The sequence below is a fragment of the Psychrobacter sp. genome (assembly GCF_035469765.1).
Classification (GTDB): domain Bacteria; phylum Pseudomonadota; class Gammaproteobacteria; order Pseudomonadales; family Moraxellaceae; genus Psychrobacter.
The window spans coordinates 1-25,280 of the sequence record NZ_DATIRM010000105.1 but is presented as its reverse complement, the minus strand read 5'-3'; the positions used below and the strand labels follow the sequence as shown (position 1 = coordinate 25,280).

The 25,280-nt window shown below is 43.1% G+C and carries 19 protein-coding genes and 1 pseudogene; 3 read left to right on the top strand and 17 right to left on the bottom strand.

Features of this window, described 5'->3' with window-relative positions:
* From VLN09_RS02990 to VLN09_RS02930, 13 genes and pseudogenes are all read right to left on the bottom strand, one after another.
* Positions 1 to 240 (bottom strand): annotated as a pseudogene (locus VLN09_RS02990) (valine--pyruvate transaminase); the annotation flags it as partial.
* Between the two features lie 200 nt (positions 241 to 440).
* Positions 441 to 3,089, bottom strand: a complete 2,649-nt coding sequence (locus VLN09_RS02985) for an ABC transporter permease (RefSeq protein ID WP_325243718.1) — start codon at positions 3,087 to 3,089, stop codon at positions 441 to 443.
* Entirely contained in the window at positions 3,089 to 3,778 is a 690-nt protein-coding gene (locus VLN09_RS02980; RefSeq protein WP_325243717.1) for an ABC transporter ATP-binding protein, read from the bottom strand. The genes VLN09_RS02985 and VLN09_RS02980 overlap by 1 nt, the downstream gene beginning before the upstream one ends.
* The gene (locus tag VLN09_RS02975; protein WP_325243716.1) at positions 3,775 to 4,587 is read right to left on the bottom strand and encodes an arylesterase; all 813 of its coding nucleotides are present in this window, start codon (positions 4,585 to 4,587) and stop codon (positions 3,775 to 3,777) included. The genes VLN09_RS02980 and VLN09_RS02975 overlap by 4 nt, the downstream gene beginning before the upstream one ends.
* Before the next feature lie 90 nt (positions 4,588 to 4,677).
* A complete protein-coding gene (locus VLN09_RS02970; protein ID WP_414709075.1) occupies positions 4,678 to 5,973 on the bottom strand; it encodes a CynX/NimT family MFS transporter in 1,296 nt (431 codons plus the stop codon).
* Positions 5,974 to 6,256: 283 nt separating this feature from the next.
* Complete coding sequence (nqrM, locus tag VLN09_RS02965; protein WP_011281364.1) at positions 6,257 to 6,502, bottom strand: (Na+)-NQR maturation NqrM; 246 nt, start codon at positions 6,500 to 6,502, stop codon at positions 6,257 to 6,259.
* A 163-nt stretch (positions 6,503 to 6,665) separates the two neighbouring features.
* Positions 6,666 to 7,814: an FAD:protein FMN transferase gene (locus VLN09_RS02960; RefSeq protein ID WP_325243714.1), complete on the bottom strand. Its 1,149-nt coding sequence runs from the start codon at positions 7,812 to 7,814 to the stop codon at positions 6,666 to 6,668.
* Between the two features lie 659 nt (positions 7,815 to 8,473).
* Positions 8,474 to 9,709, bottom strand: a complete 1,236-nt coding sequence (nqrF, locus tag VLN09_RS02955; protein WP_325243713.1) for an NADH:ubiquinone reductase (Na(+)-transporting) subunit F — start codon at positions 9,707 to 9,709, stop codon at positions 8,474 to 8,476.
* 123 nt (positions 9,710 to 9,832) lie between these two features.
* The gene (gene nqrE / locus VLN09_RS02950) at positions 9,833 to 10,441 is read right to left on the bottom strand and encodes an NADH:ubiquinone reductase (Na(+)-transporting) subunit E (RefSeq protein ID WP_011281361.1); all 609 of its coding nucleotides are present in this window, start codon (positions 10,439 to 10,441) and stop codon (positions 9,833 to 9,835) included.
* Positions 10,441 to 11,112, bottom strand: a complete 672-nt coding sequence (locus VLN09_RS02945) for an NADH:ubiquinone reductase (Na(+)-transporting) subunit D (RefSeq protein WP_011514728.1) — start codon at positions 11,110 to 11,112, stop codon at positions 10,441 to 10,443. The genes nqrE and VLN09_RS02945 overlap by 1 nt, the downstream gene beginning before the upstream one ends.
* A 1-nt stretch (position 11,113) precedes the next feature.
* On the bottom strand, positions 11,114 to 12,046 hold the full coding sequence (locus VLN09_RS02940) for a Na(+)-translocating NADH-quinone reductase subunit C (protein ID WP_325243712.1): 933 nt from the start codon (positions 12,044 to 12,046) through the stop codon (positions 11,114 to 11,116).
* The gene (locus VLN09_RS02935) at positions 12,027 to 13,262 is read right to left on the bottom strand and encodes an NADH:ubiquinone reductase (Na(+)-transporting) subunit B (RefSeq protein WP_325243711.1); all 1,236 of its coding nucleotides are present in this window, start codon (positions 13,260 to 13,262) and stop codon (positions 12,027 to 12,029) included. Before VLN09_RS02935 ends, VLN09_RS02940 begins: the two co-directional genes overlap by 20 nt.
* A 5-nt stretch (positions 13,263 to 13,267) precedes the next feature.
* Positions 13,268 to 14,620 (bottom strand): Na(+)-translocating NADH-quinone reductase subunit A, encoded by a 1,353-nt coding sequence (locus VLN09_RS02930; protein ID WP_325243710.1) that lies wholly within the window; start codon positions 14,618 to 14,620, stop codon positions 13,268 to 13,270.
* 886 nt (positions 14,621 to 15,506) lie between these two features.
* Between VLN09_RS02930 and hisA the strand changes: the two genes are divergently transcribed.
* The 3 genes from hisA (at position 15,507) to VLN09_RS02915 (ending at position 18,422) form a co-directional block, all read left to right on the top strand.
* Positions 15,507 to 16,247 carry a 1-(5-phosphoribosyl)-5-[(5-phosphoribosylamino)methylideneamino]imidazole-4-carboxamide isomerase gene (hisA, locus tag VLN09_RS02925; RefSeq protein ID WP_011514724.1) on the top strand — a complete coding sequence of 247 codons (741 nt, stop codon included), beginning with the start codon at positions 15,507 to 15,509 and terminating at the stop codon, positions 16,245 to 16,247.
* Between the two features lie 57 nt (positions 16,248 to 16,304).
* Positions 16,305 to 18,014 (top strand): mechanosensitive ion channel family protein, encoded by a 1,710-nt coding sequence (locus tag VLN09_RS02920; RefSeq protein WP_325243709.1) that lies wholly within the window; start codon positions 16,305 to 16,307, stop codon positions 18,012 to 18,014.
* Between the two features lie 84 nt (positions 18,015 to 18,098).
* The gene (locus VLN09_RS02915; RefSeq protein WP_325243708.1) at positions 18,099 to 18,422 is read left to right on the top strand and encodes a hypothetical protein; all 324 of its coding nucleotides are present in this window, start codon (positions 18,099 to 18,101) and stop codon (positions 18,420 to 18,422) included.
* Positions 18,423 to 18,505: 83 nt separating this feature from the next.
* Here the strand turns inward: VLN09_RS02915 and rnr are convergent, their stop codons facing one another.
* The 4 genes from rnr to thrS all read right to left on the bottom strand — a co-directional run bounded on the left by rnr (position 18,506) and on the right by thrS (position 25,027).
* Complete coding sequence (gene rnr, locus VLN09_RS02910; protein WP_325243707.1) at positions 18,506 to 20,818, bottom strand: ribonuclease R; 2,313 nt, start codon at positions 20,816 to 20,818, stop codon at positions 18,506 to 18,508.
* 147 nt (positions 20,819 to 20,965) lie between these two features.
* Positions 20,966 to 22,210 (bottom strand): toxic anion resistance protein, encoded by a 1,245-nt coding sequence (locus tag VLN09_RS02905; RefSeq protein WP_325243706.1) that lies wholly within the window; start codon positions 22,208 to 22,210, stop codon positions 20,966 to 20,968.
* Between the two features lie 355 nt (positions 22,211 to 22,565).
* The gene (gene infC, locus VLN09_RS02900; protein WP_079692898.1) at positions 22,566 to 23,069 is read right to left on the bottom strand and encodes a translation initiation factor IF-3; all 504 of its coding nucleotides are present in this window, start codon (positions 23,067 to 23,069) and stop codon (positions 22,566 to 22,568) included.
* A 23-nt stretch (positions 23,070 to 23,092) separates the two neighbouring features.
* Positions 23,093 to 25,027 (bottom strand): threonine--tRNA ligase, encoded by a 1,935-nt coding sequence (gene thrS, locus VLN09_RS02895; protein WP_325243705.1) that lies wholly within the window; start codon positions 25,025 to 25,027, stop codon positions 23,093 to 23,095.
* Positions 25,028 to 25,280: the final 253 nt, after the last annotated feature.

The following is a 25,280-nucleotide window of genomic DNA, read 5'->3' as shown; positions in this document are numbered from 1 at the left end:
ATTGGAGTAATTCGCCATGCTAATAATAGCGCTACTATTGGCTTCGCCCGTATCGTTATCATTACCAAGCGCCTTGTAAGTCTCCAAAAACAACTCATTGACGGCATCAATTTTGGCAGGGTTACCACCGCCCAGCATGTTGACCGGTTTATCGCTGTTTAGTGCATCGCCCAAATCATCCATCAATTGTGAGATGCCCGTGGGCTGGGTAAATTTTTGACCGAACTTTGAGAATTTCATAAGGTTACCGTGCTGTTATAAAGGATTGTAAGAGAATATAAAATGCCATAAAGTGATATAAAATGTATTATTTAAAAAACAGGATAGCAAATAGCAAAATTTAAAGAGGTTAATACTAAACTAAAAAATAGGTTAGCTTAAGCTAAATAATGCTCAAGCTAACCTAAATTTTGAAAACGTTTACTAATAATAAGAAAATATTAAATCATCGCTCTTACCCTTGCCATAATCCCACGTCCAATCACCAATCGCACATAAATTATGGCAATGGCAAACAGCAAGACGACTAACGTCATACTACCGATACTCAGGCTTGCCCATGGCACACTAAATTGTAGATTAAACCATTGGGTGAGGGCAGCCCATGCGCCAACGCTGGCGATAATGATCGCAAAGGTCGCCGCACTAATTCCCAATACTCCAAGCTCTAGTATGTTTAGCATATACAAGTCGCGTTTTTGCATCCCTAGCAGCCTAAATGAGGCGCTTTCTTGCAGACGGTCTTGTGAGGTGGATAATAACGAGCTAATCAGTACCATGACACCAGTCAGTAAGGCGAGTAGCGTAAAGACGTAGACCAAACGGCTCATTTGCACCACCAACTCTTGGATTTGCTGAGCGATAGCTGTCCCGTCTATCGTCGTCACTGCAGGGAATTGTCGTACCATTTTTCCTTGCAGATCTGGAATATCATCAGCGTTTACATGAGCGGTGGCAAATTGAATCTGCGGGGCAGTAGAGAGAACAGCTGGCTCAAATAAAAAGTAAAAATAAGGACTGGGTCCTTGTTCATAACGTGAGCGGATACTGGTAATCTGCCCGACGATTTCAATCCCTTGGATATTAAAACGCACTTCATCACCCATACCGACATTCAGTAAGCTGGCAGCAGTATCCAAAATAGATAAGGGTGCAACGGTTGACGATGGGTCTTTATTTTCAGTGTTAATGGGTGCATACAGCTGATTGTCTGCTACAGAATCCGTAATGAATTCAGTGTCCATTACTGTATCTGCATAGCTGAGATTAAAGACACGTGCAGGGTCATCAAAGCCATCAGCAGGCTCAATATCCTGTACAGGTATATTATTGGCAGTCACTACTCGAGCACGGATGACTGGGTAGTAGCTCACTGGTGCGCCAATAATGCTATCAATCTCAGCATGCTGATCGCTCTGGATGTCTAACAAAAACAGATTGGGCGCATCTTCAGGATAAGCATTGATGAACTGGGCGTTGATACTGTGATTGAGCGTGGTAATGAGAGTCAGTACCGCCACCGATAGTGCTAAGGTGACAAAAAATAATGCCGATTGGTTGCCTTTACGCGCAAGGTTATGAATCGCAATACGCTGCATCCAGCCTATTTTAGCGTTACTTGCGATACGTGCCAATAACCACAGCCAGCCACGTGCCAATAGCCAAAATACGCTCACAAAGCCAATTAAACCGATTAATAACTGCGCGCCAAATAACCATCCGCCTACTTCATAAACAAAAAACACATATAGACCAGCCAGCATTAACCCATACCAAAGTAATGGCAAGCGTTTATACCAAGGCAGATGTTGCACAGCTGAGCTTGCACCTTGATTGAGCAAGGTAGCAGGTTTGGTGGTATTCAATGTGCTCAAGCCGCGTTGGGCGATGAGTAGCGTGAGCACCAAGGCTATAACGGTGGTTTTAATGGCGCTGATAGGGTTAATAGCCAAGTTGACGTCAGCTGGTAAGATAGCCACAAGATAAGGCTGACCGACTTTGAGTAAGCCAAAGCTGACTAAAATCGCTGCGATACAAGCGATGATGGCGGTAATAATAAGGAGTTGATAATAGCTGCGTTTAAGGGAGCTAAGCGGCTCACCCAGTGCCAAACGTATCGCATTGCTCGACTGCTGCTTGGTCACAAATGCTGTGATGACGCCATACATAGCCACTGCGGACAATAACAATACGGCAATGACCAAAAGCTTTAAAAACATCAATACATTATCAGAGATACGCGAGACCGAGGTATCCGCAGATTCTGCATCAGAAAGCTCGATATCAGGATAGTTGGTCAGTATTTGCGTCAGTTTATCGCGCTGGGTCGCCATCAACTCTGCATTACCTGCCAGCTCAATACGGTAATTAATACGGCTACGCTGTCCCAATAGATTGGTCGCATCTAACGCCTGCTGTGGCATCAAAATACGACCACCGAAGCCAAAGGCGCTCAGCGGACGGTCAGGCTCTTTTGTCAGCACATCACTAATGATAAATTGCGCATCACCAATAGTAATTTGGTCACCAATATCAGCGCTTAAGCTTTTGAGTACTTCGGGGGCAACCACCACATTATTGGCTGTGAGCTGCTGCCATAATGGCTGTCCTGATGCCAGCTCGACGTCACCATATAATGGATAAGATTGGGAAACCGCTTTTATGCTGGCAAGCAAAGTCTGATCATCAGTGACAACCATCGCGCTAAACTGATAGTCAAAAACCGTTTGTGTATCGGCAAGGGTATCAATCTGCGTTAATACTTCGCTTGGCCAATCTTGCTTACTGTTTAAGATTAAATCGCCACCGACCAAAGCACGCTGATTGTCATTGATATAGGTGTCAACTGACTGCTGAATAGAGTCAAGTGTAAGATAGGTAGCGAGTGATAGCGTCAAAGTCAGTAAAAATAATACTGGATATATCCAGCGCTGCCACCAGCTGCGGCTGAGTGCTTGCGCGCCCAATCCTTGTAAGCCCAAGGTAGTCGTCAATAGCTGGCGTATGATACCACCACTAGCGTCTGACTCTTTAGCCATGCTATCGATATTATCAGTCGATGAGGTGTCTTCTATATTCTTATTATCCATTACGATACAATCCGCCCATCATGCATGGTAATGACGCGATCTGCCATGTCAGCAAGTGCTGAATCATGGGTGACCACCACCAGTGCCGAACCTGTTTTCTGACGCAAATCCAGTAATAATTGCATGACTTGATTGGCATTTTGTTCATCTAAATTACCGGTAGGCTCATCAGCAAAGACAATCTTTGGGCGTGATACCAGTGCACGTGCAACCGCCGTACGCTGCTGTTCGCCACCTGATAATTGGTTTGGCAAGCTATGACGCCTATGACCCAAATCAACCGCCTCAATCAACTCATCGACGCGCGCCGCATCTGGACGACGAGCAATGTCCAATGGAAAAGCGATATTTTCAGCAACGGTTAGCGTTGGCAACAGATGAAAGGACTGAAACACAAAACCCATATCGCGCTGACGAATAACCGCTAAAGCATCTTCATTTAATCGGCTTAAGGTTTGACCTGCCAGCTCAACGTCGCCGCTATCAGGATAATCTAATGCCGCTAACAAACCCAACAAAGTAGATTTACCAGAGCCAGATTTACCCATGATCACCACAAACTCGCCAGCATTAACGTGAATGTCGACGTCTTTAATAATAGATAAGTACTGGTCACCAACGTGTACGGTTTTATTTAGCTTAGTGGCAGTGAGCAGTGCTGCTTTTGAGGTAGGTAATGCTGATGTCATTGTGCAGTCTCAGTAGGTGTGTTGGTCACATTCGACGGATTTATTTTTTTAAGCTCAGGCTGCAATATCGGCAAGATATTGTCATTAACGATCAGCGTATAACCTTCTTTGGTCGGATGAATGGCATCCGCTTGATTGAGCTTAGGATCGCCGCCTACACCGTCTAAAAAGAACGGAATGAGCGTAACGTTCATGTCTTTCGCCACTCTGGGATATATCGCCGCAAAAGATTTTACATAATCAGAGCCAAGGTTATCATAGATCTGCATACCACCTAAGATGACCACGCTATCATTGTCCTGTAGGCGCTTTACGGCAGTACGAATATTGGCTTCAACCGTCGCGACATCAATACCACGAATGGCATCATTGGCACCAATGGTCAAAATAGTGATATCAGGTTTGGTCTGTAATACCCAATCTAATCGATTGACCAAGCCCGTACTGGTCTCGCCGCTCAATCCTGAATTAATCACTTTAATGTCTTTATAACCAAGTTCTTGCAAGCGTGTTTGTAGCTGAGCGGGGTAATTGGCATCATTATCGACTCCAAGTCCTTCTGTCAACGAGTCACCTAACGCCAATATGGTCAAAGGTGCTTGTTGTTCAGCAGGGTTCGTCGTAGATGTGTTTTGAGATGGTTGAGTATCAGAGGTTTGACTGGTATTTTTATTGCTGTTTTGAGTGCCAGTATCCGTCTTAGCTTCATTGGCATCAGGCGTTTTTTGACAACCACTGATTGCGATTGCTACGGTCAATGCTGCAACCGTGAGCAAGCGCTGCAGTAAGCGAAAAGGTCTGTTTATCATAATTCTGCTGTCCTATAGGCAATAGAACCAGTCTAGCAGAATCAGAGAAACAGCAATATGGTGCAAAAGTTAATTGATTAATGATAAAAATTAAATATTCTTCCCATCGACCATCACCGGACGGCTGACCGTCCAAGCAAATCCTACGTTTACCACCATTAATATCAGCATAATGAGTAAGGGTAAATCCCAGCTGTCCGTTGCTTCATGTAACCAACCAGTCCCTAATGGACCAAAAAACGCAATCAAATACCCGACCGCTTGCGCCATACCCGACAGCTCACTTGATTGATTGGCGCTATAAGTACGCATCGAAAACAGCATCATACTTAAGGTAAAAATCGCTGAACAACCAATGCCCATCAGCGCCGACCACAACCACGCCAAATCAGCAGATAAATAGCTGACTCCTAAGATACCAATCACATTTAAAACCGCTGCAAGTACTGCCAGCGCTTGAATAGGACGTCCACGATTGACCAGCCACGTTAAGCTTAAAATCGCCACAGGCGCCATAAACTGGAATACCGAGTTCATCTGTCCCGCGCTTACCGCTGACAAGCCTTTACTGAGCCAAATCGACGGTAAAAAACTGGCAGCTGTATAAAAAAGCAGCGATTGTAAGCCCATAAATATGGCAATTTGCCAAGCAAAGCCAGTACGCCACATAGAAATATCAGAAGAACCTTGAGTAGCGATAGGGACAATCTGATCGCTCGACGAGCCTAAACGCAGTCGTAAGAATACCCAGATAACGATGGCAAACACGCCCAAAATCGACCAACCACCAAGCGCCCATTGCCAGCCTACTTGCTCAGATAATGGCAAGACCACGCCAGCGACAATCCCTGCCGACACAGTCATGGTGAGACTGAATAATCCAGTAATTAAAGGGATATGATTGGGCGTACGTTGCTTGATAACAGGCGTCGCAAGGGTATTGGCAAAACCAATCGCTAACGTCAGTAGTAATGTGCCACCTAAAAAACCAATCCAAGTGGGAATAAGGCTACGAATAATCATGCCCATTGTTAAGAGGCTAATCATCGCAATTAAAGTGTTTTCAAGCCCAAAACGCTTACCAATCGCTGGCGCAATAAACGCTGCAAGTGCAAAGGTCAGCATCGGCACCGCGCCAAGCCAGCCGATTTGGGTTTCGGAGATATTGAGCGCTCCTTGAACCACCGGCGCAATAGAACCTATTGCCACAATCGGCGAGCGCATATTGGTCGCCAATAGAATCATGGCACACAGCACCAGCCAAAACGTAAAGCGGGAAGAGGGCAGCTGAACCGTCTGAGACTGTAAAGGCAAATCATTTTGCACATTAGGAGAGGTAGACATAGCAGCACGACTATTATTAGAATAAGAAAAAACACACGTCATTGAACAGCGCCGAAGAATCGTCGCTTGCGAAATAACACCAGAAAAATCTCACAAAGAAGATGAGTTAGACAAAAAAATAGAATGTCGAAATATTGGCAGAAAGCCGCTCATATGAACTTGCTACCTTAACGGGTAAGGTAATATGAGTATATATAAGTAGTGATGTGGAACAATAACGGTGCGCCATAAAAAATAGCGCCAGCCCTTTTTTTATAAGGCCTGACGCTATTATAAGAACAAATGACGGCTAAATACTACCAGCGTATGGTAACAAACCGACTGTTTACACCGATTTGCCCAACTGAGCCGCTTTTAAAGCGTTCTCTTGTTGTTCTGCGATTATGGAATCGCATTTATTAGGGTCATCACCACAGTACGAGCATTTCTCATTGCCCATCAATTTGGCAACACCGCCACAAGACCCTCTAAGCGGCTTTTTGTTGACCATATAACCGATACCCATAAAGATAAAAAACAGCATGAATACGGTAAAGGTGATAGCAAGCATGGGAAGCAGTTGGCTAAGCATAGAGGAGACCTCGCATTAAAAGTAGGACAGTTATCTGCGTGATAACTTATTAATAGTATAGCAAAAATTCATCTTGTCCGTTTGAGCTTCTCAGCTTAAGAAAACAATTTAAGAAAGATATATTTAAAAAAGATATCGTGCTACTTCTATAAATACTCTAATCTTAGCTAGATTTTTTATCAGCACGCAATGCTTGCATAGCAGGTGTTTGTACTACTTGCCAATCATCAATACTGTCCGCGGCTGCTTCTATGCTTACACCATCTGCCAATATGACAAACAATGCCGCTATGTTTTGTTCCTTGGCAACGCTTAATGCTTTTTCATAAGGCATCGCGGTCAAGGCAGTTGCCCAAGCATCAGCCAGCGCGACGGTGTCTGCCGCGACTGTTACCGATGGCGCACCACCTACAATCGGCTCCCCTGTCGTAGGATCAATGGTATGACTATAATGCTTACCAGCAAAGACGATTGAATTACGATAATTGCCAGAGGTCGCTAGATGCATCGTGTTGCCATTATTCATCGGTTGACGAATCACTGCCATGGTTTGACGCTCGCTGACGGTACTGCCCTCAATCGGTGCATCAATCGCAATTTGCCAAGGTTGTTGTTGCGCACTGACGCCAGAAGTTGCCACCTCACCGCCAATCTCAACCATATAGTTGCGAATTTGATAATTATTTTTTAGTACATCAGCGATGACATCAACACCATAGCCTTTAGCCACAGCGGAAAAATCAAGCCCGATGCCATCTTTTGCTTTATAGATAGTCTTATCTTTTTGAATGACACTGTCGAAGTCGACCAAGGCTTTGGCTTGCGCAATCTCCAATGCTGTCGGTGGGCTTTGTAAACGCTCAACGGTCATCGTGCTACCAAAGCCCCATGTATCAATGAGTGGCATCACGGTAGGGTCAAAGGCACCACCGGATAGCTGATAAACTTGTCTTGAAGCTGCTAACACATGATTAAAATCTTCATCAATGATAATAGGCGTGTCTTTGCCTAATTGATTAAATTTAGAGATGGTAGAGTCAGCTTGATAAGTTGACATGCTGTCATTGATATCTTGCAGGCGCTTATCGATTGCTGCTTGTATGGCCGCTCCATCAGCGCCTTTAGGTAATTGATAACTAATATGGTAGCTAGTGCCCATGGTCTCACCGCTGAGATTATTATAATCGGTCTTTTGCTGGCAAGCGCTCATACCCAATGCAGCGCTTATAGCGATAATAGGTAGTAGGGCGGTATTCATTGATTTAACAGAGAATGAGAGTGGTGCTGATTTTTGCATGCTTGGGTTTTTCATATGAGTCATCACAGCTTGATATAGCGAAGGGGTAAATGGGGCGTTAGCTATTAAGTGAGCTAAGCATTGCCTATTTTACACCCCTTATCACCCATAACGCTAATTGTCGACATATAGTAAATTTAAAACAATAAAAAAGGCATCTGATATTATGCCTTCAATTTTAACTAATTATTATTTGACTATATTATAGGAGCTATCTTTCAGCTACTTTTTGACTTGTATAGCGGTAACCTTCTGATTCCATACACGAGTTAAACAAATCGCTTTCTCTTTCGTTATGTACTTTAGTTATCCTAATTTGGTAACGACATTTTTGTATAGAGCTATGTGTATCATGTTTTTATATACCGACTTTTTGCCATGTAAGTTGAACTTTAGGCGCAGAGGTACAAGCAGATAGTATTAATGTAGCGGCAACTATGCCTGTAAAGATACCGGCTTTCATATTAGAGCTTTTAATTAAGAATGAGTGTATGAACTGCACATTTAGTTAGACTGAATTCAAATGATTAAAAATAAACAGCCGTTCAATAATATGAGATGTTAATAAAAAAATACTACAAATATAAGGTTTAAGAAACAAAAAAAGAGCCTCAATTGAGACTCTTTTTTTTATTTATCAATTTAAATATACTTTCTTTGCTTAACCATCCGAATTAACCGCCAAAGTCATCAAGCATGATATTTTCATCTTCCACACCTAGGCTATGTAGCATATCGATAACTGCCGCATTCATCATCGGTGGCCCACACATGTAGTACTCACAGTCTTCTGGGTTTGGATGGTCTTTCAGATATTCTTCTAACAATACGTTATGAATAAAGCCAGTGTAACCTGTCCAATTGTCTTCAGGCTGCGGATCAGATAACGCCACATGCCACTGGAAGTTAGAAAAATCTTCTTGAAGTTGGTCATAGTCTTCTACGTAGAACATCTCACGAATAGAACGTGCACCATACCAAAAGCTGATTTTACGGTCTGTGTTCAAACGCTTAAGCTGATCAAAAATGTGCGAGCGCATTGGTGCCATACCTGCACCACCGCCGACGAAGATCATCTCAGCTTCGGTTTTCTTAGCAAAGAACTCACCGTAAGGACCTGATACCGTAACTTTATCGCCAGGCTTTAAGCTGAATGTCCAAGAAGACATCTTACCTGGTGGGATACCGTCTGGTCCACGTGGCGGTGGACTTGCGATACGAATGTTGAACTTGATAAGACCTTTTTCTTGAGGATAGTTGGCCATTGAATAAGCACGGATAACTGGCTCATCAACTTTTGACACATAATTAAAGATGCCGAATTTTTCCCAATCTTCGCGGTATTCTTCTGCAACATCAAAGTCTTTATAGTGTACTTCATGCGGTGGCGCTTCTAACTGTACATAGCCACCAGCGCGGAAGTTCACTTCTTCGCCATCTGGAATTTTCAGTACCAATTCTTTAATAAAGGTGGCAACGTTATCATTAGAGATAACCTCACATTCCCATTTTTGTACATCAAAGAATTCAGGATCAATCTCAATTTTCATGTCTTGCTTAACGGCTACCTGACAGGCAAGACGCATATGATTGCGAATCTCACCTTGGGTAAAGTAGCCTTCTTCGGTAGGCAGAATAGAGCCGCCCCCTTCAATAACGCGGCAACGACACTGCGCACAAGTACCACCGCCACCACAAGCTGAAGATAAGAAAATACCTTCGCTTGCCAATGTTTGTAGCAGTTTACCGCCTGCAGGTGTTACAACGTCATTTTCGGGATTATCATTAATATGGATAGTAACATCGCCTGAACTGACCAGTCGTGAGCGCGCTGCCAAAATAATGGCAACGAGACCCATGATGATCAAGGTAAACATAGCAACGCCACCAATCGCCGTAGCGTAATCCATGGTAGGTATCCTTAATCTATGGAGTAGGGGAGCGAAAAGACGTCATTGCGTGTTTCCTGAACCCCTACCGAATAAATGAATTAAATAGGTCAAATCGCTAAATAAGCTTTTAAGCTCAGCGGTTTAAATTGACATACCGCCAAACGACATAAAGCCAAGTGACATCAGACCAACCGTGATAAAGGTAATACCAAGACCACGCAGCGGTGCTGGAATGTCCGAGTATTTTAGCTTTTCACGAATACCTGCCAATGCGGTAATTGCCAATGCCCAACCGAAGCCTGCGCCGACGCCGTATACGACTGATTCGCCAAAATTATAATCACGTTCTACCATAAACAGTACGCCACCTAAGATGGCACAGTTGACGGTGATAAGCGGTAAGAACACACCCAGCGCGTTATATAGACTTGGGACGAACTTATCTAAGAACATCTCTAGAATCTGTACGGTGGCAGCAATCAAACCGATATAACTGAGCAGACCCAAAAAGCTTAAGTCGATATCGGGGAAACCTGCCCATGCCAGCGCACCATCTTTTAGGATGAACTGAAACAGTAGGTTATTTAGCGGGACGGTAATGGCCATCACGACAACTACTGCTACCCCAAGACCGATAGCGGTTGAAACCTTTTTTGATACGGCTAAAAAGGTACACATGCCTAAGAAGTAGGCCAGCGCCATATTCTCGATAAAGACCGAGGTTATAAATAAACTGACATAATGTCCCATTAGTGACCGCCCCCTTGAGCCATGCCTTTAGATTGCGGCTTCATTACAAATTCAGCGTCTTCGACCTGATCAGGTTTCCATGTACGGATAATCACGATAAACAGGGCGATAATGAAGAATGCTGACGGCGGTAATAGCAATAGACCATTTGGTACATACCAGCCACCATCGGTTGCGGTTTGTAAAATGGTGATACCAAACCAGCTGCCTGCACCCAAAATCTCACGGATACTGGCGACAAATAGTAGTACGGCTGAATAACCCAAACCGTTACCGATACCATCCAAGAAACTTGGAATAGGCGGATTGCTCATCGCAAATGCTTCAGCACGTCCCATTACGATACAGTTGGTGATAATCAAACCGACAAAGACTGACAAGCCTTTACTCACATCATAAGCGACCGCTTTTAGTATCTGATCAACCAAGATAACCAATGAAGCAATAATCGTCATCTGCACGATAATACGAATGCTCGATGGAATTTGCTTACGGATAATAGAGATAAAAAAGCTTGAAAACGCGGTGACCAAGGTCAACGCCACACTCATTACCAACGCATTTGCCACACTTGTGGTAACCGCTAATGCTGAACAGATACCTAAGATCTGTAGGGCAATAGGGTTATTGTCAAAAATAGGCGAGGTTAAAATACTTTTTGTATCAGCCATGTTATGCCTCCTTGCCGTGTGCTGCTGGTACTACTGCTACCAGTTCGGTTACGGGATGCGCCTGCTGTTGATGTAGGTTTTGGCCCAGTTTTTTATACGGGCTTTGACTGGCTTTTACTTCAGTATCTGCCAGTGTTTTACCACTTTCTTCACGCAGTTGGTCTAAGTACGGCTTATAGCCTTGCTCACCCAACCAAAACTGAATCATGTTACTGACGCCGCGACTGGTCAAGGTTGCACCACTGATACCGTCAACCCAGTTCTCTTTTGGATTACCGGCTTTTGTCACGCCAGTAGCAACGACACCTTTGTCATCATAAGAGTGAATGCCACTCCACATCGCACGCCATTCTGGCTCTTCGATACGAGCGCCTAGACCTGGGGTTTCTTTATGCTCATAAAAGCTAATACCTTTGATGGTATTCATGTCACTTTCAAGCGTTAAGAAACCATAAATCGTACCCCATAGTCCATAACCCTGAATCGGTAGAACCACCATTTCAGGTTTGCCAGCGTCATCGCTTTTGACATAGACTTTGGCATATTTAGGCTTACGACCGATACCGGCAGGATCATTACTGCCCAAGTCTTCACTTAAAGCTTTATTCTTAGTTGCTTGACTGGCATCGTAAGCATTACGATCAGGGATACCAACAGCGGTAAGTGCGTCATCATCAAGGTAGTTGCCTTTATTAAGGTCAACGATTTTTACTTCAAAATCTTTAAAACGCTCTGCCACATCTTCATTGGTATCAGACGCAGGGTCAAACATACCAGCTGCAACCAAGATGTTCTTATTACGGTCTAAACGTGCGTTTTCTACTTGCGCAGGTTTTAAACCTACAGCCGCAGCTGAGACCAATACAGAACACACCAAGCATAGCGTCAACGCCACACTGATGGTTTTTGCATTATTACTTTTGGGCTTGGACATAACGAACCCTCCGAGCTGTTTGGCGTTTGATATTTGCTTGAGTGACAAAATAGTCAAACAATGGCGCAAATAAGTTAGCAAATAGAATGGCTAGCATGATGCCTTCTGGGAAAGCTGGGTTGATGACGCGAATCAATACGGTCATAAAACCAATCAAGATACCGTAAGCCCAGCGCCCTTTATTGGTATGCGCAGCAGATACTGGGTCAGTTGCCATAAATACGGCACCAAAGGCAAAACCACCGATAACCAAATGCCAGTAAAACGGCAAGCTCATCATCATATTATCTTCAGAGCCAATCATATTAAAGACAAGAGATGTGGCAATCAGACCAACCACACAACCTAGCATAATGCGCCATGAAGCAATGCGCGTCCAAAGTAGGACAGCAGCACCCATGAGGATTGCCAAGGTTGATACTTCACCGATACTACCTTGCATGTTGCCTAAGAATGCATCACTCCACGTGATGGCATTGCCATAAACATCAACAAAATCTTGTGGAACGACGCCAAGCGCGGCAAGACCAAGTGGCGTTGCACCCGAGAAGCCATCAACCGCGGTCCATACTGAGTCGCCTGACATATAAGCAGGATAAGCAAAGTATAAGAACGCACGACCTGATAGAGCAGGGTTAAGGAAGTTTTTACCAGTACCGCCAAAGACTTCTTTTGCCACAACCACACCAAAGATAATACCTAAGGCAACTTGCCATAATGGAATATCTGGTGGTAGAGTTAGCGCAAACAGTACAGAGGTAACAAAGAAACCTTCGTTGACTTCATGACCACGGACGACGGCAAAGATAATCTCACAGAGAATACCAACCCCAAAGGTCACAAGATAAATGGGTAAGAACTGCATGGCACCGTAGACAAAGCTTGCCCAGATACTTTCTGGGTTGTAGCCTGCCATACTGGTAATAATGGTACGCCAGCCTTCAGGCTGCAAGCCAAGCGTTGCAATCGCAGTTAATGCTTGATGACCGATATTGTACATACCCCAAAACATGGCAGGGAAGGTACATAACCAGACGGTAATCATAATACGCTTTAGATCAATACCGTCACGTACATGTGATGATGCGTATGTCGTTGAGCTTGGTTGACGCAAAAACGTATCAAACATCTCAAAAATGGCATAGTATTTTGCATGTTTGCCACCCTTGGTGAAAGACGGCTCCATACGATCGAACATATTGTGTAAAAATTTCATCGTGGTTAGCCCTCCAGCTCAATGCGCGTTAAGTTATCACGCAAAATATCGCCGAATTCATATTTGCCAGGAGATACGAAGGTGCATAATGCTAAATCTTCTTCGTCCAATTCAAGTACGCCCAAATCTACAGCAGTGATGATGTCTTCGATAATCAAAGCACGCAATAGCTGGGTTGGCAGATAGTCTTGTGGCATGACTTCTTCATAGACACCGATTGGCACCATCGCTCTAGGTGAGCCATTGCTCGTGGTTGTGAAGTTATATTTTTTGCCACCAAAAAACTGTGAAATATAGATAGGCAGTTTAGAGAAGCGGTTTGCACCTGGTGTAAAGAAGTGGAACGCTGGACGCTCATGACCTTCTGCCAACACGCTGACTTGATTATGAAAACGACCAAGATAGGCAATATTGCCAAATACTTGACGCCCAGACAGCACTGAACCTGAAATCACACGGTTCTCGCCAGCTGTCAAATTACCTTTGGTAAAAGCAGCAATATCAGCACCTCGTTCAGTGGCAATAATATGCGGGTTACTGACAGCAGGACCGGCTAAGCTCAGTAGGCGACGCGTATATAAGCGCCCGCTAGTAAATAGCTTGCCAATCGCAATCACATCTTGATAACCAATCGTCCAGACGCTTGTACCGCGCATGATAGGATGCAAGAAATGAATGTGCGTGCCTGCAAGACCAGCAGGATGTTTACCCGCAAAGCTATGATATTCAGTGACATTATTAGCCGCAGTTTTTGCAACTGGCGTCAACTGACTATTGCCATGATGGCAGACAAAGGTCTTTGGGCTGAGGGTAGATAATACGGCAAGACCGTCATTAAACGCCTGCAATTGCTCATTAATCAGCAACATCGGGTCAAACGCCAATGGATTGGTATCCATTGCCGTGACGAAGATAGCATGAGGACGAGCACCGATTTCAGGAGCACGGCTATAAGGACGCGTACGGAACGCCGTCCATTCGCCAGAGGCAAGCAGTTGGGTTTCAACAACTTCAGAATCTAGGTCAGCAAGTTGCTGGGAGTCGTAGCGCTGAAATTCTACTTCCGCACCATTTGGGTCAACCGCAATCACAAGACTTTCAAACACACGACGTTCACCACGTTTGATCGCGATGACCTTACCAGCAGCAGGCGCAGTGTAGATAACGCCAGCCCGTTTTTTGTCTTCAAAAACGGGTTGACCTTTTGCTACGATATCGCCTTCTTTGACATTCATTGTTGGCTTCATGCCAATATAATCATAGCCAATAAGTGCCACATGGGCAGGTCTGTGCTCAGATATCTCGCGGGAGGGTTCACCAGTGATGGGTAAATCCAAACCTTTCTTGATGGTAATCATAAGCGAAAACTTAGTCCATAGTCTAAAACGATACCAGACGTCCTGTGTGGTATATCGGCAGCATGAATGGTAACGCCATCACTAAAACAACCAAATCATATCTTATAAAAAGACAGCGATAAAGTTTTCTAATAATGACACTTCATGACTACTAGTAAGAGTATTAACGCTGACCTTAGACTCCTTAACAACACGTTAATGTCTTATTCGAATGACCAAAGTGGCGACTGGCTACCAAGGTGTATACTAAAACATTCAAATTTAAAACCGTCCATAAAGGGATGGTTTCAAATAAAATACAGTTTTACCATACGATTTATTAAAACCTTAAAATTCATAATATTGTGAGATTTAAGCAGCGCTATTCATTTGACTGAATCTAAATAAGAGGTAAATGACTTGTGATACTGAGTCAAAGCTATCTAAGCACTGTTGAATGACCTATGATTATAGGATAAACAACTTTACTGAGTAATAGTCGTTGCGAAGCACAACGTTTAATAGATTATCAATGCCGCGCTGTCATCTACCTTGTGCTGATCGAAATCATCTATAGGTAGCAGACGATCGGGTTTTATCGCACAAATACAAATTTACCTAGGATTATACGCTAAACTGACCTAAAATTACCAGTTGGCAAGTGAATTTACCTAATGTTGCTAGTGATTCTTTGGGCTAAAACTTATGGTTATGAATATTTGTTTTTTGCCATTAATAAGAGAGAGCTTTAGTCGATTCTATGACGGTATTTTAAGTTTGCACTTCTAGCCTCTTTATATTAAGTTGGTTGCTTGATATGAAGGGAGCTTAATGAATTTTATCAGCCTTAAGTTCTAGCCAGTTTTTTATTATTTTATTATTAATATCGTTTTATAAGGAATGCTATATGTGCGCTGTCCCTGTGATTATCCCTGCTATCGATCTAAAAGATGGTAAGTGTGTGCGCTTAAAACAAGGTCGTATGGAAGACGATACGGTATTTTCTGATGACCCTGTGGCAATGGCTGCACGTTGGGTAAAAGAAGGCGCACGCCGCTTGCATCTAGTTGATCTAAATGGGGCATTTGATGGGATTCCGGTACATAAGCAAGTGGTACATGATATTGCTAAAGCCTTCCCTAAGCTGCCAATTCAATTGGGCGGCGGTGTGCGTAATATGCAAACCATTGAGCAATATATTACTGCTGGTCTGACCTATATTATTATTGGTACCAAAGCGGTTGAAGATCCAGATTTCGTTGCCGAGGCTTGCCGTGAGTTTGCTGGACATATTATCGTTGGTATCGATGCCAAAGATGGCATGGTCGCCACTCATGGTTGGGCAAATGTCACCGATACCAAAGCCACAGAGCTTGCCAAACGTTTTGCTGATGTTGGCGTCTCTTCTATCGTCTATACCGATATCGCCCGTGATGGCATGATGCAAGGCGTTAATGTCGAGCAAACCGTCAATTTAGCGCGCGAAGGTGGATTGCCAGTGATTGCTTCAGGCGGCGTCACCGATATGAAAGATATTGAGCTGTTAAAACCTTATGGTGATTGTATCGAAGGTATCATCACTGGTCGCGCTATCTATGAAGGCACGTTAGATTTGGGTGAGGCACAACTTTATTTGGACGGTAAATAATATTTGAAAAATACGCTTATTAGATTTTGGATAGATAAGGTGTAATCAAGGATGCTTATGGCCGCTTATTTTGACCGCATTATGTTACGCAAGTACCTAAAAGTGTGGAGTCAATGGCTGCTATTAAGCATCATGTTGAGCTTACCGGCTTATGCCGTTCAAGAAAGCGAAACCGTTAATCCTTCTGTATTAGATAATAATGCTGCCAAGCCTGCGCTTGATAGCAACGCATTACCTAATGCGGCTAATGACATTAATAGCACCCCTCTTCCTAGTAATACTCCTGAAATTAGCATTTTGCCGGCTCAAGCGCCAACTGTACCACCTCCGCTAACACCTATTTCAATTGAGCCAGCACCTCTTATCAATGGCGAGAGTAGTAATAATACTCAAATTGAAACTGCTCAAACTGCGCAACATGATGATGACATCCGCCAACGTATCAGTGGTATTTTTTCAGAAATTGAAGGCTTGCAAGCCATCAATGTTGGCGTCACTCAAGGGGTTGTCACTCTAACCGGTGAAACACCCAACGAAAAAAAAGCCCAGCAAGCTATTAATCTTACCAACCGTTTGACAGATGTCGTAACGGTCGAAGATAAGATTAACCGAACGCTTGATGTCCAAGATAATGTCACCACGGTTTACCAAAGCATTAAAGCCCAAACTAAAAACCTTATCAAAGCCGTGCCGTTATTATTGGTCGGGATTATTTTATTTGCTTTAGTAACTTGGTTTGGTAGTTGGTTGTCTAATCGACAAAAAATGTGGCAACGCTTAACGCCCAATCCTTTTGTCGCAGAATTATTGTCGCAGACCGTCAAAGTCATCTTTATTATTTTGGGGCTTATATTAGCGCTAAGCTTGATTGGCGCGGAGACGATTTTAGGGACCTTGCTTGGCGGTGCAGGGGTCATCGGTATCGCCGTTGGTTTCGCGGTCAAGGATACCATTGAAAACTATATTGCTTCTTTAATGCTCAGTATTCGCCAGCCATTTCGCGCCCGCGATCATGTTTTGATTAATGATCAAGAGGGGATTGTGGTGCGTCTGACGTCACGTGCGACTATTTTAATGACATTAGACGGTAATCAATTACGTATACCCAATGCCGAAGTCTTTAAGGCTACCATTTTAAATTACACCAAAAATCCTGAGCGCCGTTTTACTTTTGAATTAGGCGTTGACGCCAATGATGATCCACTTGCTGCCATCAAAGTGGGCATCGATGCGATAGGTAAATTAGATTTTGCCTTAGATAAGCCAAAAGTCACTGCGGTTATCAAGGAAGTGGGCGACTCAAATATTATTTTGCAGTTTCAAGTATGGGTCAATCAATCAGAAGCTGATTTTTTCAAAGCCCGCAGTATCGCCATTCGCGAAACCAAGCATGCGTTGGAAGATGAAGGATTTAGCTTACCTGAGCCTATTTACCAGCTGCGTTTTAACCATAAGCTAGAAAAAGCATTTGAGCATTTTCAAAACAATCACATTAGTGACGAGAATGCTAACGCAAAAGTAAATGTGACGCCCAATACTTTGAATACTTCTAAAGCATCTAACAGCTCTCAAGCTACTGAAACGATGGTTGAGGATAAAGATAAAAGGCAAGCAAAGGCGCGAGCGAAGCATATCTTACAAGGTCGTAATGCTAATGAGGTGCTTGATGCTCGTCCCGATGAAAAACTGATGGAAAAAGTTGAGCAAGAAATTGCCGAAAATCCAGATGAAACCGATTTATTGAGTAACAGTAGCCCGCAGGAATAATGCTAAATACTAACTATAAAAGTGGGCATAAAAAATGCAGTAAAACGTCTATATATGTTTTATCTAAATAGACGAGAGTTTTTTATGCAAATGAAACATCTGGTTGTTTTTGCGATCGTTGGTATGGTTGTGTTACTCGGTTTTAATATCATCAATGGCAATCAACGTGAAAAAAACCGAGAAGCTATAACAGCTAGTAGTCAGGCAGAAGTGGCTGATACTCAGGCAGCCGTATCTGAAAATAACGGTTCTGATACGAGCAGTGCTAATGACAGCCATACATCAGATATAGTAAGCCAGCCATTAGGACAACAGCCAAAAGCCATCCTCGATGATGCTACCAGCAAAATAGATCAGGCACAGCAAGCAGATGCTGCGCGCTTAGAGCAAATGACGAGTGCGCAATAGTGATTCATCCACCGTTATAAAACTGCAAAAAAAAAGGCTAACGATAACATTAGCCTTTTTTAATACGACAGATTCAAGCAGCGCTAGCTTTTTTTGCTACTGCCTCTACCACCACGGCTGCCGCTTTTCTTAGCAGGTGATTTCTTTGGCTGATCCTTGTTTGTCGCACTCTGGTTTGACTGACTACGGTTCGAATGATCTTTTTTAGTTTGATTCATTTTACTAGATTGCAGCTTTGATTTTAACTCAAAGTCGATTTGTAGCAGGTCCATGTTGACGCCCGCTACTTTTACTTTGACCGAATCACCCAGGCCGAACACTGTGCCTCTGTCTTTACCGATAAGCTGTTGTTGCTGCTCATCATAGACAAAGAAATCATCACCAACATTAGAGATATGCACCAAACCATCGATATACAAATCAGTTAGGGTGATAAATAAACCAAAGTTTGTGACGGTAGTCACCACACCATCGAACTCTTCGCCGACGTGGTCTTTCATATAATGACATTTCAGCCATGATTCCACATAACGTGATGCTTTTTCAGCACGGCGCTCAGTATCTGAGGTTTGCAGGCCAGCACCTTCTAATGAGAAATCCATCACAGGCTGCTTGCTATTGGTCACTTTTGATTTAATGGCACGATGCAACATTAAATCAGGGTAACGGCGAATCGGCGAGGTGAAATGACTGTACTCGTCATAAGCCAAGCCAAAGTGACCGATATTGTCAGGTGAATAGTTCGCTTGCATCATCGAACGCAGTAGCATGCTATGAATGCTAATCGAGTCAGGTCGCTCTTTAGTTGCTTCAATGATACGCTGATAATCTGCTTGGGTTGGATTCTCTTCTGGGAAGCTCAAACCAAAGTTTTTGGCGTATTCGTGAATACGCATCGACTTTTCGCCATCGGGTTTATCATGGTTACGATACAAAGCTGGCAGCTCATTTTGCAGGGCAAAGTTTGCCGCACAAGTATTAGCCAGTAACATACACTCTTCAATCAGCTTTTGAGCATCGCCGCGGGTACGAGGCAAGATTGCTTCTATGCCACCTTTTTCATTGAACTTAATATAAGTTTCAACCGTCTCAAACTCCATTGCATGACGCTCTTCACGCTTTTTAAGGAGTAGCTCATACAATTGATGTAAGGTATCGACAGATTTTTTGACATCTTTATTTTCTGTCAACGATTTAGGAACGCTACTGTCTTTTGGATTCTCAAGATAAGCGTTCACTTGATTATAAGTCAGACGTGCTTGTGAATGCATGACACCAGGATAGAACTCATAGCCCGTGACCTTGCCTGCACGTGATATCTTAATATCGGCAACCATACAAAGGCGGTCAAGATTAGGATTCAATGAGCATAGACCATTGGACAGTACTTCAGGCAACATCGGAATCACTCGATGTGGGAAATATACTGATGTGCCGCGCTCATAAGCATCTTGGTCTAGTGGCGAGTTTGGCGTCACGTAATAGCTAACATCTGCAATCGCAACTAGGACACGATAATTACCGCCAGAACGCTTCTCAGCAAATACCGCATCATCAAAGTCACGCGCGTCTTCACCATCGATGGTCACCAATGGCAAATCACGTAAATCGATACGACCTTTTAAATCTTTTTCGATAGGTTCTTTATAATCGTTTGCTTGCTTGAGCGCCGCTTCGCTGAAATCTGATGGAATATCATAGTTAAGTAACGTGGTCTCAATGATCAATTCGCGATCATTTACATCAGACAAAACTTCTGTGATTTTACCGGTGGCAAATTCATGTTGATTTGGCCAATCAATGATGTCAACTTTTACTGGTGAGCCTTGTTTGGCATTCAGCGCTTGCACGTTATCTTCTGTAACCGTAATTGGCTGATGATTGTTTGGGCTACCAAGCTCAACGCAATAGCCGTCTTCATCATGCGCCAACGTGCCGATAAAGTGATTTTGACGACGTTCAACGACATCAACGATACGTCCTTCAGTACGACCACGATTGTCTGTTGAAGTACCGACCGCTTCTACGGTATCGCCATTAAAGACCCAGCGCATTTGTTTCTCATGCAAGAATAGGTCAGGCATATCGCTTAATAACACAAAGCCAAAACCTTTTGGATGGGCAGTCACTGTACCAGTGACGATATCGTGCTGTGTGACTGTACGATATCGATAAGGACGACCGTCGCGGTTTACTTGTCCATCGCGTGCCATCGCTTTTAGGCGATTGCCCAAAGCGTCAAATTGATCAGGGTCAGCAATATTAAAGGCTTTTGCCAATTGCTGATGGGTGACTTCACCATGCTCATTAATCGTGCTTAATATCAGCTCGCGACTAGGAATCGGGTTGTCATATTTTTGTGCCTCACTTGAGGCGTTTGGATCATTCCAACTCATAAAATACCGTATCTGTTTTTAAATTATTAATAGTGACTATCTTAACACGAACAACGACCCAATATCTTAGGTCAATTGTCTTATCTGTATTTGATAGCGAGTAGTCGTTAGCGGTCAAATTTTACTAAAAGTGAACGCTTATCTAAATCAAATATCAATATCGACCGTATTTGATTGATTGGTTATTTTTTTCATGTTCAACTCTTTTGACACTTCTAATACCGTGGTCTGATTAGATTTATCGAGGTATTTTTGGGCTTTATCAACCTCAGTGGTCAAGGTATTGACCGTCTGCTTCATATTCTCAAGCGCTTCAATTTTATAATTGCTAATCATATCCATGGTGTCATAGACATTATTGAAGGCATTTTGCAATTTATCAAGCTCAATCGTGCTACTGGTCGCTTGCTCATGAATTTCAAGCGATTGACGTTTAAGCATTGCCGAAGTTGATTCAATTAAGCTACTAGTGGTTTTATTCAAAGCCGTGATTTGGTCAAGTACCAGTTTTTGATTGGTCATCGCTTGCGCGACCACCACTGCTGTACGTAAGGCAGAGATAGTCGTCGTCGTGGCGCGATCTACGCCTTTAATCAGCTCTAAGTTGTTTTTACGAATGGTATCAAGCGCTAGATAACCTTGAATATTTACCGCCAATTGCGTTAAAAAGTCAGTGTTTTTTTGGCGGACATAAAATAGCATCTCTTCTTTAATAATACGTGCTTTTTCAGGATCTGTGGCTTCCACCGCATACACTTTTTGTTCAAGCTGCTCATCGATTTTTTTACCCACATAGATATACTGACGAATCGACTGCATCAGCTCCCACATATTGATTTTTTCTTGCTCAATCATGGCATTGTCTTTGAGCAGCTCATCTTTGCCATTATAGAGGCTTGTTACTACCGCATTGATATGTGATTGCGCCGATTCGTACTGACGGAAATAATCTTGTACTTTATTGCCAAATGGAATCAAACCAAACAGCTTACGTGAGCTGGTCAGCTCTTTTTTACTAGGGTCTAAATCTTCGACGATACCACGCAGTTCCGTCAAAGACTTGGCAATAGGGGAGTTATCAAACAAACTATCGTTAAGACTTTTCGCTGGTAGTGCTAACATGCGATTAGAAACTTGCGCCGATTCTCGAATTTCCTTGTTACCCAAATTATGGATAGATTGGACATTTTCTTTAAACTCATTGCTGTGCACTGAGTTATTGATAACGTGATCGACAAAAGCATCAACTTTAGCATCAAGCTCTGGAATATCGCTTTCGTCCAATTTTACCATCTGATCAGCTTCGCTCTTTTGTATCTCTTTTACAGGCTCAGGCGCAGTGAGGGTAAGGGTTGGTGTAGAGGTGTTGGCAGGTGGAGTTAATTCTTGCATAAGATTTCCTATCATATCTAAATGAGGTTAGATTTTTTACCAACGATATTTATCGTCGCGGTATGATTATTTTTATCGGCTGAACTGTTTTTATTAAAATTATTATGAAGAAGTGCACAATAGGTCTTTAGATTACCGTGTAATCTAAAGGTTGAGAAGATGGGTTTTGTAAAGTGCGGTCGGATTTGTATATTTAAAAGTAAAAGTGGCAATGCACTGTAAACTTAGTTTGTAACTATTATTTTTATAGTGCTAGATACTAAAAACCACCAATATACCGTAGCATATTGATGGTTGAAATCATGAATATCTATATAAACACACAGCCACCACCAAGAATAGACTATTAAAAAGTCTATTTCTTCTTAGTAGGTCCTAACAGCATGCCCATTTGACGACCTTCCATCTTAGGGTACTGTTCGACGTTTGAGATATCAGCCGTATCTTCAATGATACGATCAAGTTGTTTGCGACCAATCTCTTGGTGCGCCATTTCACGTCCGCGGAAGCGAATGCTAATCTTAACTTTATCTTGATCTTCCAAGAAGCTGACGATTTTTCTCAGTTTAACCTGATAATCGGCTTCTTCGGTGCTAGGACGTAGCTTCATCTCTTTAAGCTGAGTCTGCTTTTGGTTTTTCTTGGCTTCTTTCGCCTTTTGCTTTTGATCATAGAGGAAATGCTTATAATCCATGATTTTGCATACAGGCGGCTTGGCTTCAGGAACCAACTCGACCAAATCTAGACTATCTTCACGTGCCGCTTTCATCGCGGTTTCGATATCGACCACGCCCATCTGTTCGCCGTCTTCTTTAACCAGACGGACTTCCTTGGCACTGATATCTTCATTGATGTTCAAACGGTTGGACTGTTTAATAGGTATTACTCCTCATCTGTTTTTGGGGTCTGTCGGCCTTTTTCAGCGACAGCGGTCTGTACTAATGTAATAAATTCAGCAACACTCATCACGCCGAGGTTTTCACCTTCGCGAGTACGGACATTGACACTGCCCGATTCGACTTCTTTATCGCCTAATACTAGCATATAAGGAACGCGTTCTAATGTTTTCTCTCGTATCTTAAATCCAATTTTTTCGTTACGCAAGTCGCTAACGGCACGTAAACCAGCATTTTTAAGCTCGCTGACCACATTTTTACAAGCATCCGCCTGTTTATCAGTGATATTCATGACCGCAACCTGCTGCGGCGCTAGCCAAACTGGCATCCAACCGGCATAGTTTTCAATCAAGATACCAATGAAGCGCTCAAATGAACCTAAAATAGCACGGTGCAGCATAATTGGTACTTCGCGCTCGTTTTGCTCATTGACAAATTCAGCATCGAGACGCTCAGGCATATTTGGGTCAACCTGAATGGTGCCGCACTGCCATACGCGACCTAATGAGTCTTTCAGACTAAATTCAATCTTCGGACCATAAAACGCGCCTTCACCTGGTAGATAAGCCCAATCAAGACCTGAACTATCTAATGCATCCGCTAACGCTTTTTCTGCAAAATCCCAAGACTCATCGCTGCCGACACGTTTTTCAGGACGGGTCGAGAGTTTCATAATGATATTATCAAAACCAAAGTCTTCATAAACAGCAAGGGTCAGCTTAATAAAATCAGCAACTTCTTGCTGGATCTGCGACTGCGTACAGAAGATATGCGCATCATCCTGAGTGAAGCCACGAACACGCATCAAACCATGCAATGAGCCAGATGGTTCGTTACGATGGCATGAGCCAAACTCTGCCATACGTAATGGCAAGTCACGGTAAGATTTTAAGCCTTGGTTAAAGACTTGCACGTGACAAGGGCAGTTCATCGGTTTTACCGCGTAATCACGGTTTTCACTGGCAGTTGTGAACATATTGGTCGCATAGTTACCCCAATGTCCAGAACGCTCCCACAAGCTACGATCGACGATTTGCGGTGTTTTAATTTCTTCATAGCCATTATCGTGCTGTACTTTACGCATATATTGCTCAAGTACTTGATAAATCGTCCAACCATTAGCATGCCAAAATACCATACCCGGCGCCTGCTCTTGCATATGGAACAGATTTAACGCTTTACCAATCTTACGATGGTCACGTTTTTCGGCTTCTTCAATACGCTGGATGTATGCTTTTAAATCTTTCTTATCTGCCCAAGCTGTACCATAAATACGTTGTAGCTGTTCGTTCTTAGCATCACCGCGCCAATAAGCACCTGACATTTTGGTCAGTTTAAAGACTTTTAAGAAGCGGGTGTTTGGTACATGCGGACCACGGCACATATCGACATATTCTTGATGATGATACAGACCAAAGGCTTCTTCACCCGGCATATCATTAATCAGTTTAAGTTTATAGTCTTCACCACGTTCTTCAAAAATTTGAATCGCTTCAGCACGTGGCGTCATTTTTTTGATAACGTCATAATCTTGCTTAATCAGCTCCATCATACGTTTTTCAATGGCTGCCATATGCTCAGGCGTAAACGGCGTCTCACTATAGATATCATAATAAAAACCGTCATCGATAACTGGACCAATCACCATTTTTACATCAGGATATAGCTGCTTGACTGCATGACCTAATAGGTGAGCACAAGAATGGCGAATGATATCGACACCGTCATCATCTTTTGGCGTTACGATTTCAACTTTCGCATCTGCAACGATAGGATCGTGCGCATCTACCAACTGACCATCTACACGTCCAGCGACAGTTGCTTTAGCAAGTCCTGTCCCAATACTTTGCGCCACTTCCATGACCGTTGTATTGCCTTCGAAGTTTTTTACGCTACCATCGGGTAAAGTAATCGCTACCATAATCTATTCACCTTTTTGCGTCCGTTGGCAGTGATGATTGCAACCATCAATCATATAACCGTAAGACTACGTCAATTATATCTAACCGCTATGATATGTTGTAAGAGATAGGTATTACCTAAAGGCATAAAGTCCAGATAAACAAACTTTGAACTACAAGGACTTATAAGAGGTACCATTAAGTAATATTATAAAGTCAGCTATTATAGCAAAAACTACTTCTCAACACTAGATAGCTAGGGAATAGTGGCAG

Bases quoted from the DNA above. Each gene is read 5' to 3' on its own strand.
- VLN09_RS02985 (WP_325243718.1), bottom strand. From the start codon at position 3,089: ATGGATAATAAGAATATAGAAGACACCTCATCGACTGATAATATCGAT.
- VLN09_RS02980 (WP_325243717.1), bottom strand. From the start codon at position 3,778: ATGACATCAGCATTACCTACCTCAAAAGCAGCACTGCTCACTGCCACT.
- VLN09_RS02975 (WP_325243716.1), bottom strand. From the start codon at position 4,587: ATGATAAACAGACCTTTTCGCTTACTGCAGCGCTTGCTCACGGTTGCA.
- VLN09_RS02970 (WP_414709075.1), bottom strand. From the start codon at position 5,973: ATGACGTGTGTTTTTTCTTATTCTAATAATAGTCGTGCTGCTATGTCT.
- nqrM (WP_011281364.1), bottom strand. From the start codon at position 6,502: ATGCTTAGCCAACTGCTTCCCATGCTTGCTATCACCTTTACCGTATTC.
- VLN09_RS02960 (WP_325243714.1), bottom strand. From the start codon at position 7,814: ATGAAAAACCCAAGCATGCAAAAATCAGCACCACTCTCATTCTCTGTT.
- nqrF (WP_325243713.1), bottom strand. From the start codon at position 9,709: ATGGATTACGCTACGGCGATTGGTGGCGTTGCTATGTTTACCTTGATC.
- nqrE (WP_011281361.1), bottom strand. From the start codon at position 10,441: ATGGGACATTATGTCAGTTTATTTATAACCTCGGTCTTTATCGAGAAT.
- VLN09_RS02945 (WP_011514728.1), bottom strand. From the start codon at position 11,112: ATGGCTGATACAAAAAGTATTTTAACCTCGCCTATTTTTGACAATAAC.
- VLN09_RS02940 (WP_325243712.1), bottom strand. From the start codon at position 12,046: ATGTCCAAGCCCAAAAGTAATAATGCAAAAACCATCAGTGTGGCGTTG.
- VLN09_RS02935 (WP_325243711.1), bottom strand. From the start codon at position 13,262: ATGAAATTTTTACACAATATGTTCGATCGTATGGAGCCGTCTTTCACC.
- VLN09_RS02930 (WP_325243710.1), bottom strand. From the start codon at position 14,620: ATGATTACCATCAAGAAAGGTTTGGATTTACCCATCACTGGTGAACCC.
- hisA (WP_011514724.1), top strand. From the start codon at position 15,507: ATGTGCGCTGTCCCTGTGATTATCCCTGCTATCGATCTAAAAGATGGT.
- VLN09_RS02920 (WP_325243709.1), top strand. From the start codon at position 16,305: ATGGCCGCTTATTTTGACCGCATTATGTTACGCAAGTACCTAAAAGTG.
- VLN09_RS02915 (WP_325243708.1), top strand. From the start codon at position 18,099: ATGCAAATGAAACATCTGGTTGTTTTTGCGATCGTTGGTATGGTTGTG.
- rnr (WP_325243707.1), bottom strand. From the start codon at position 20,818: ATGAGTTGGAATGATCCAAACGCCTCAAGTGAGGCACAAAAATATGAC.
- VLN09_RS02905 (WP_325243706.1), bottom strand. From the start codon at position 22,210: ATGCAAGAATTAACTCCACCTGCCAACACCTCTACACCAACCCTTACC.
- thrS (WP_325243705.1), bottom strand. From the start codon at position 25,027: ATGGTAGCGATTACTTTACCCGATGGTAGCGTAAAAAACTTCGAAGGC.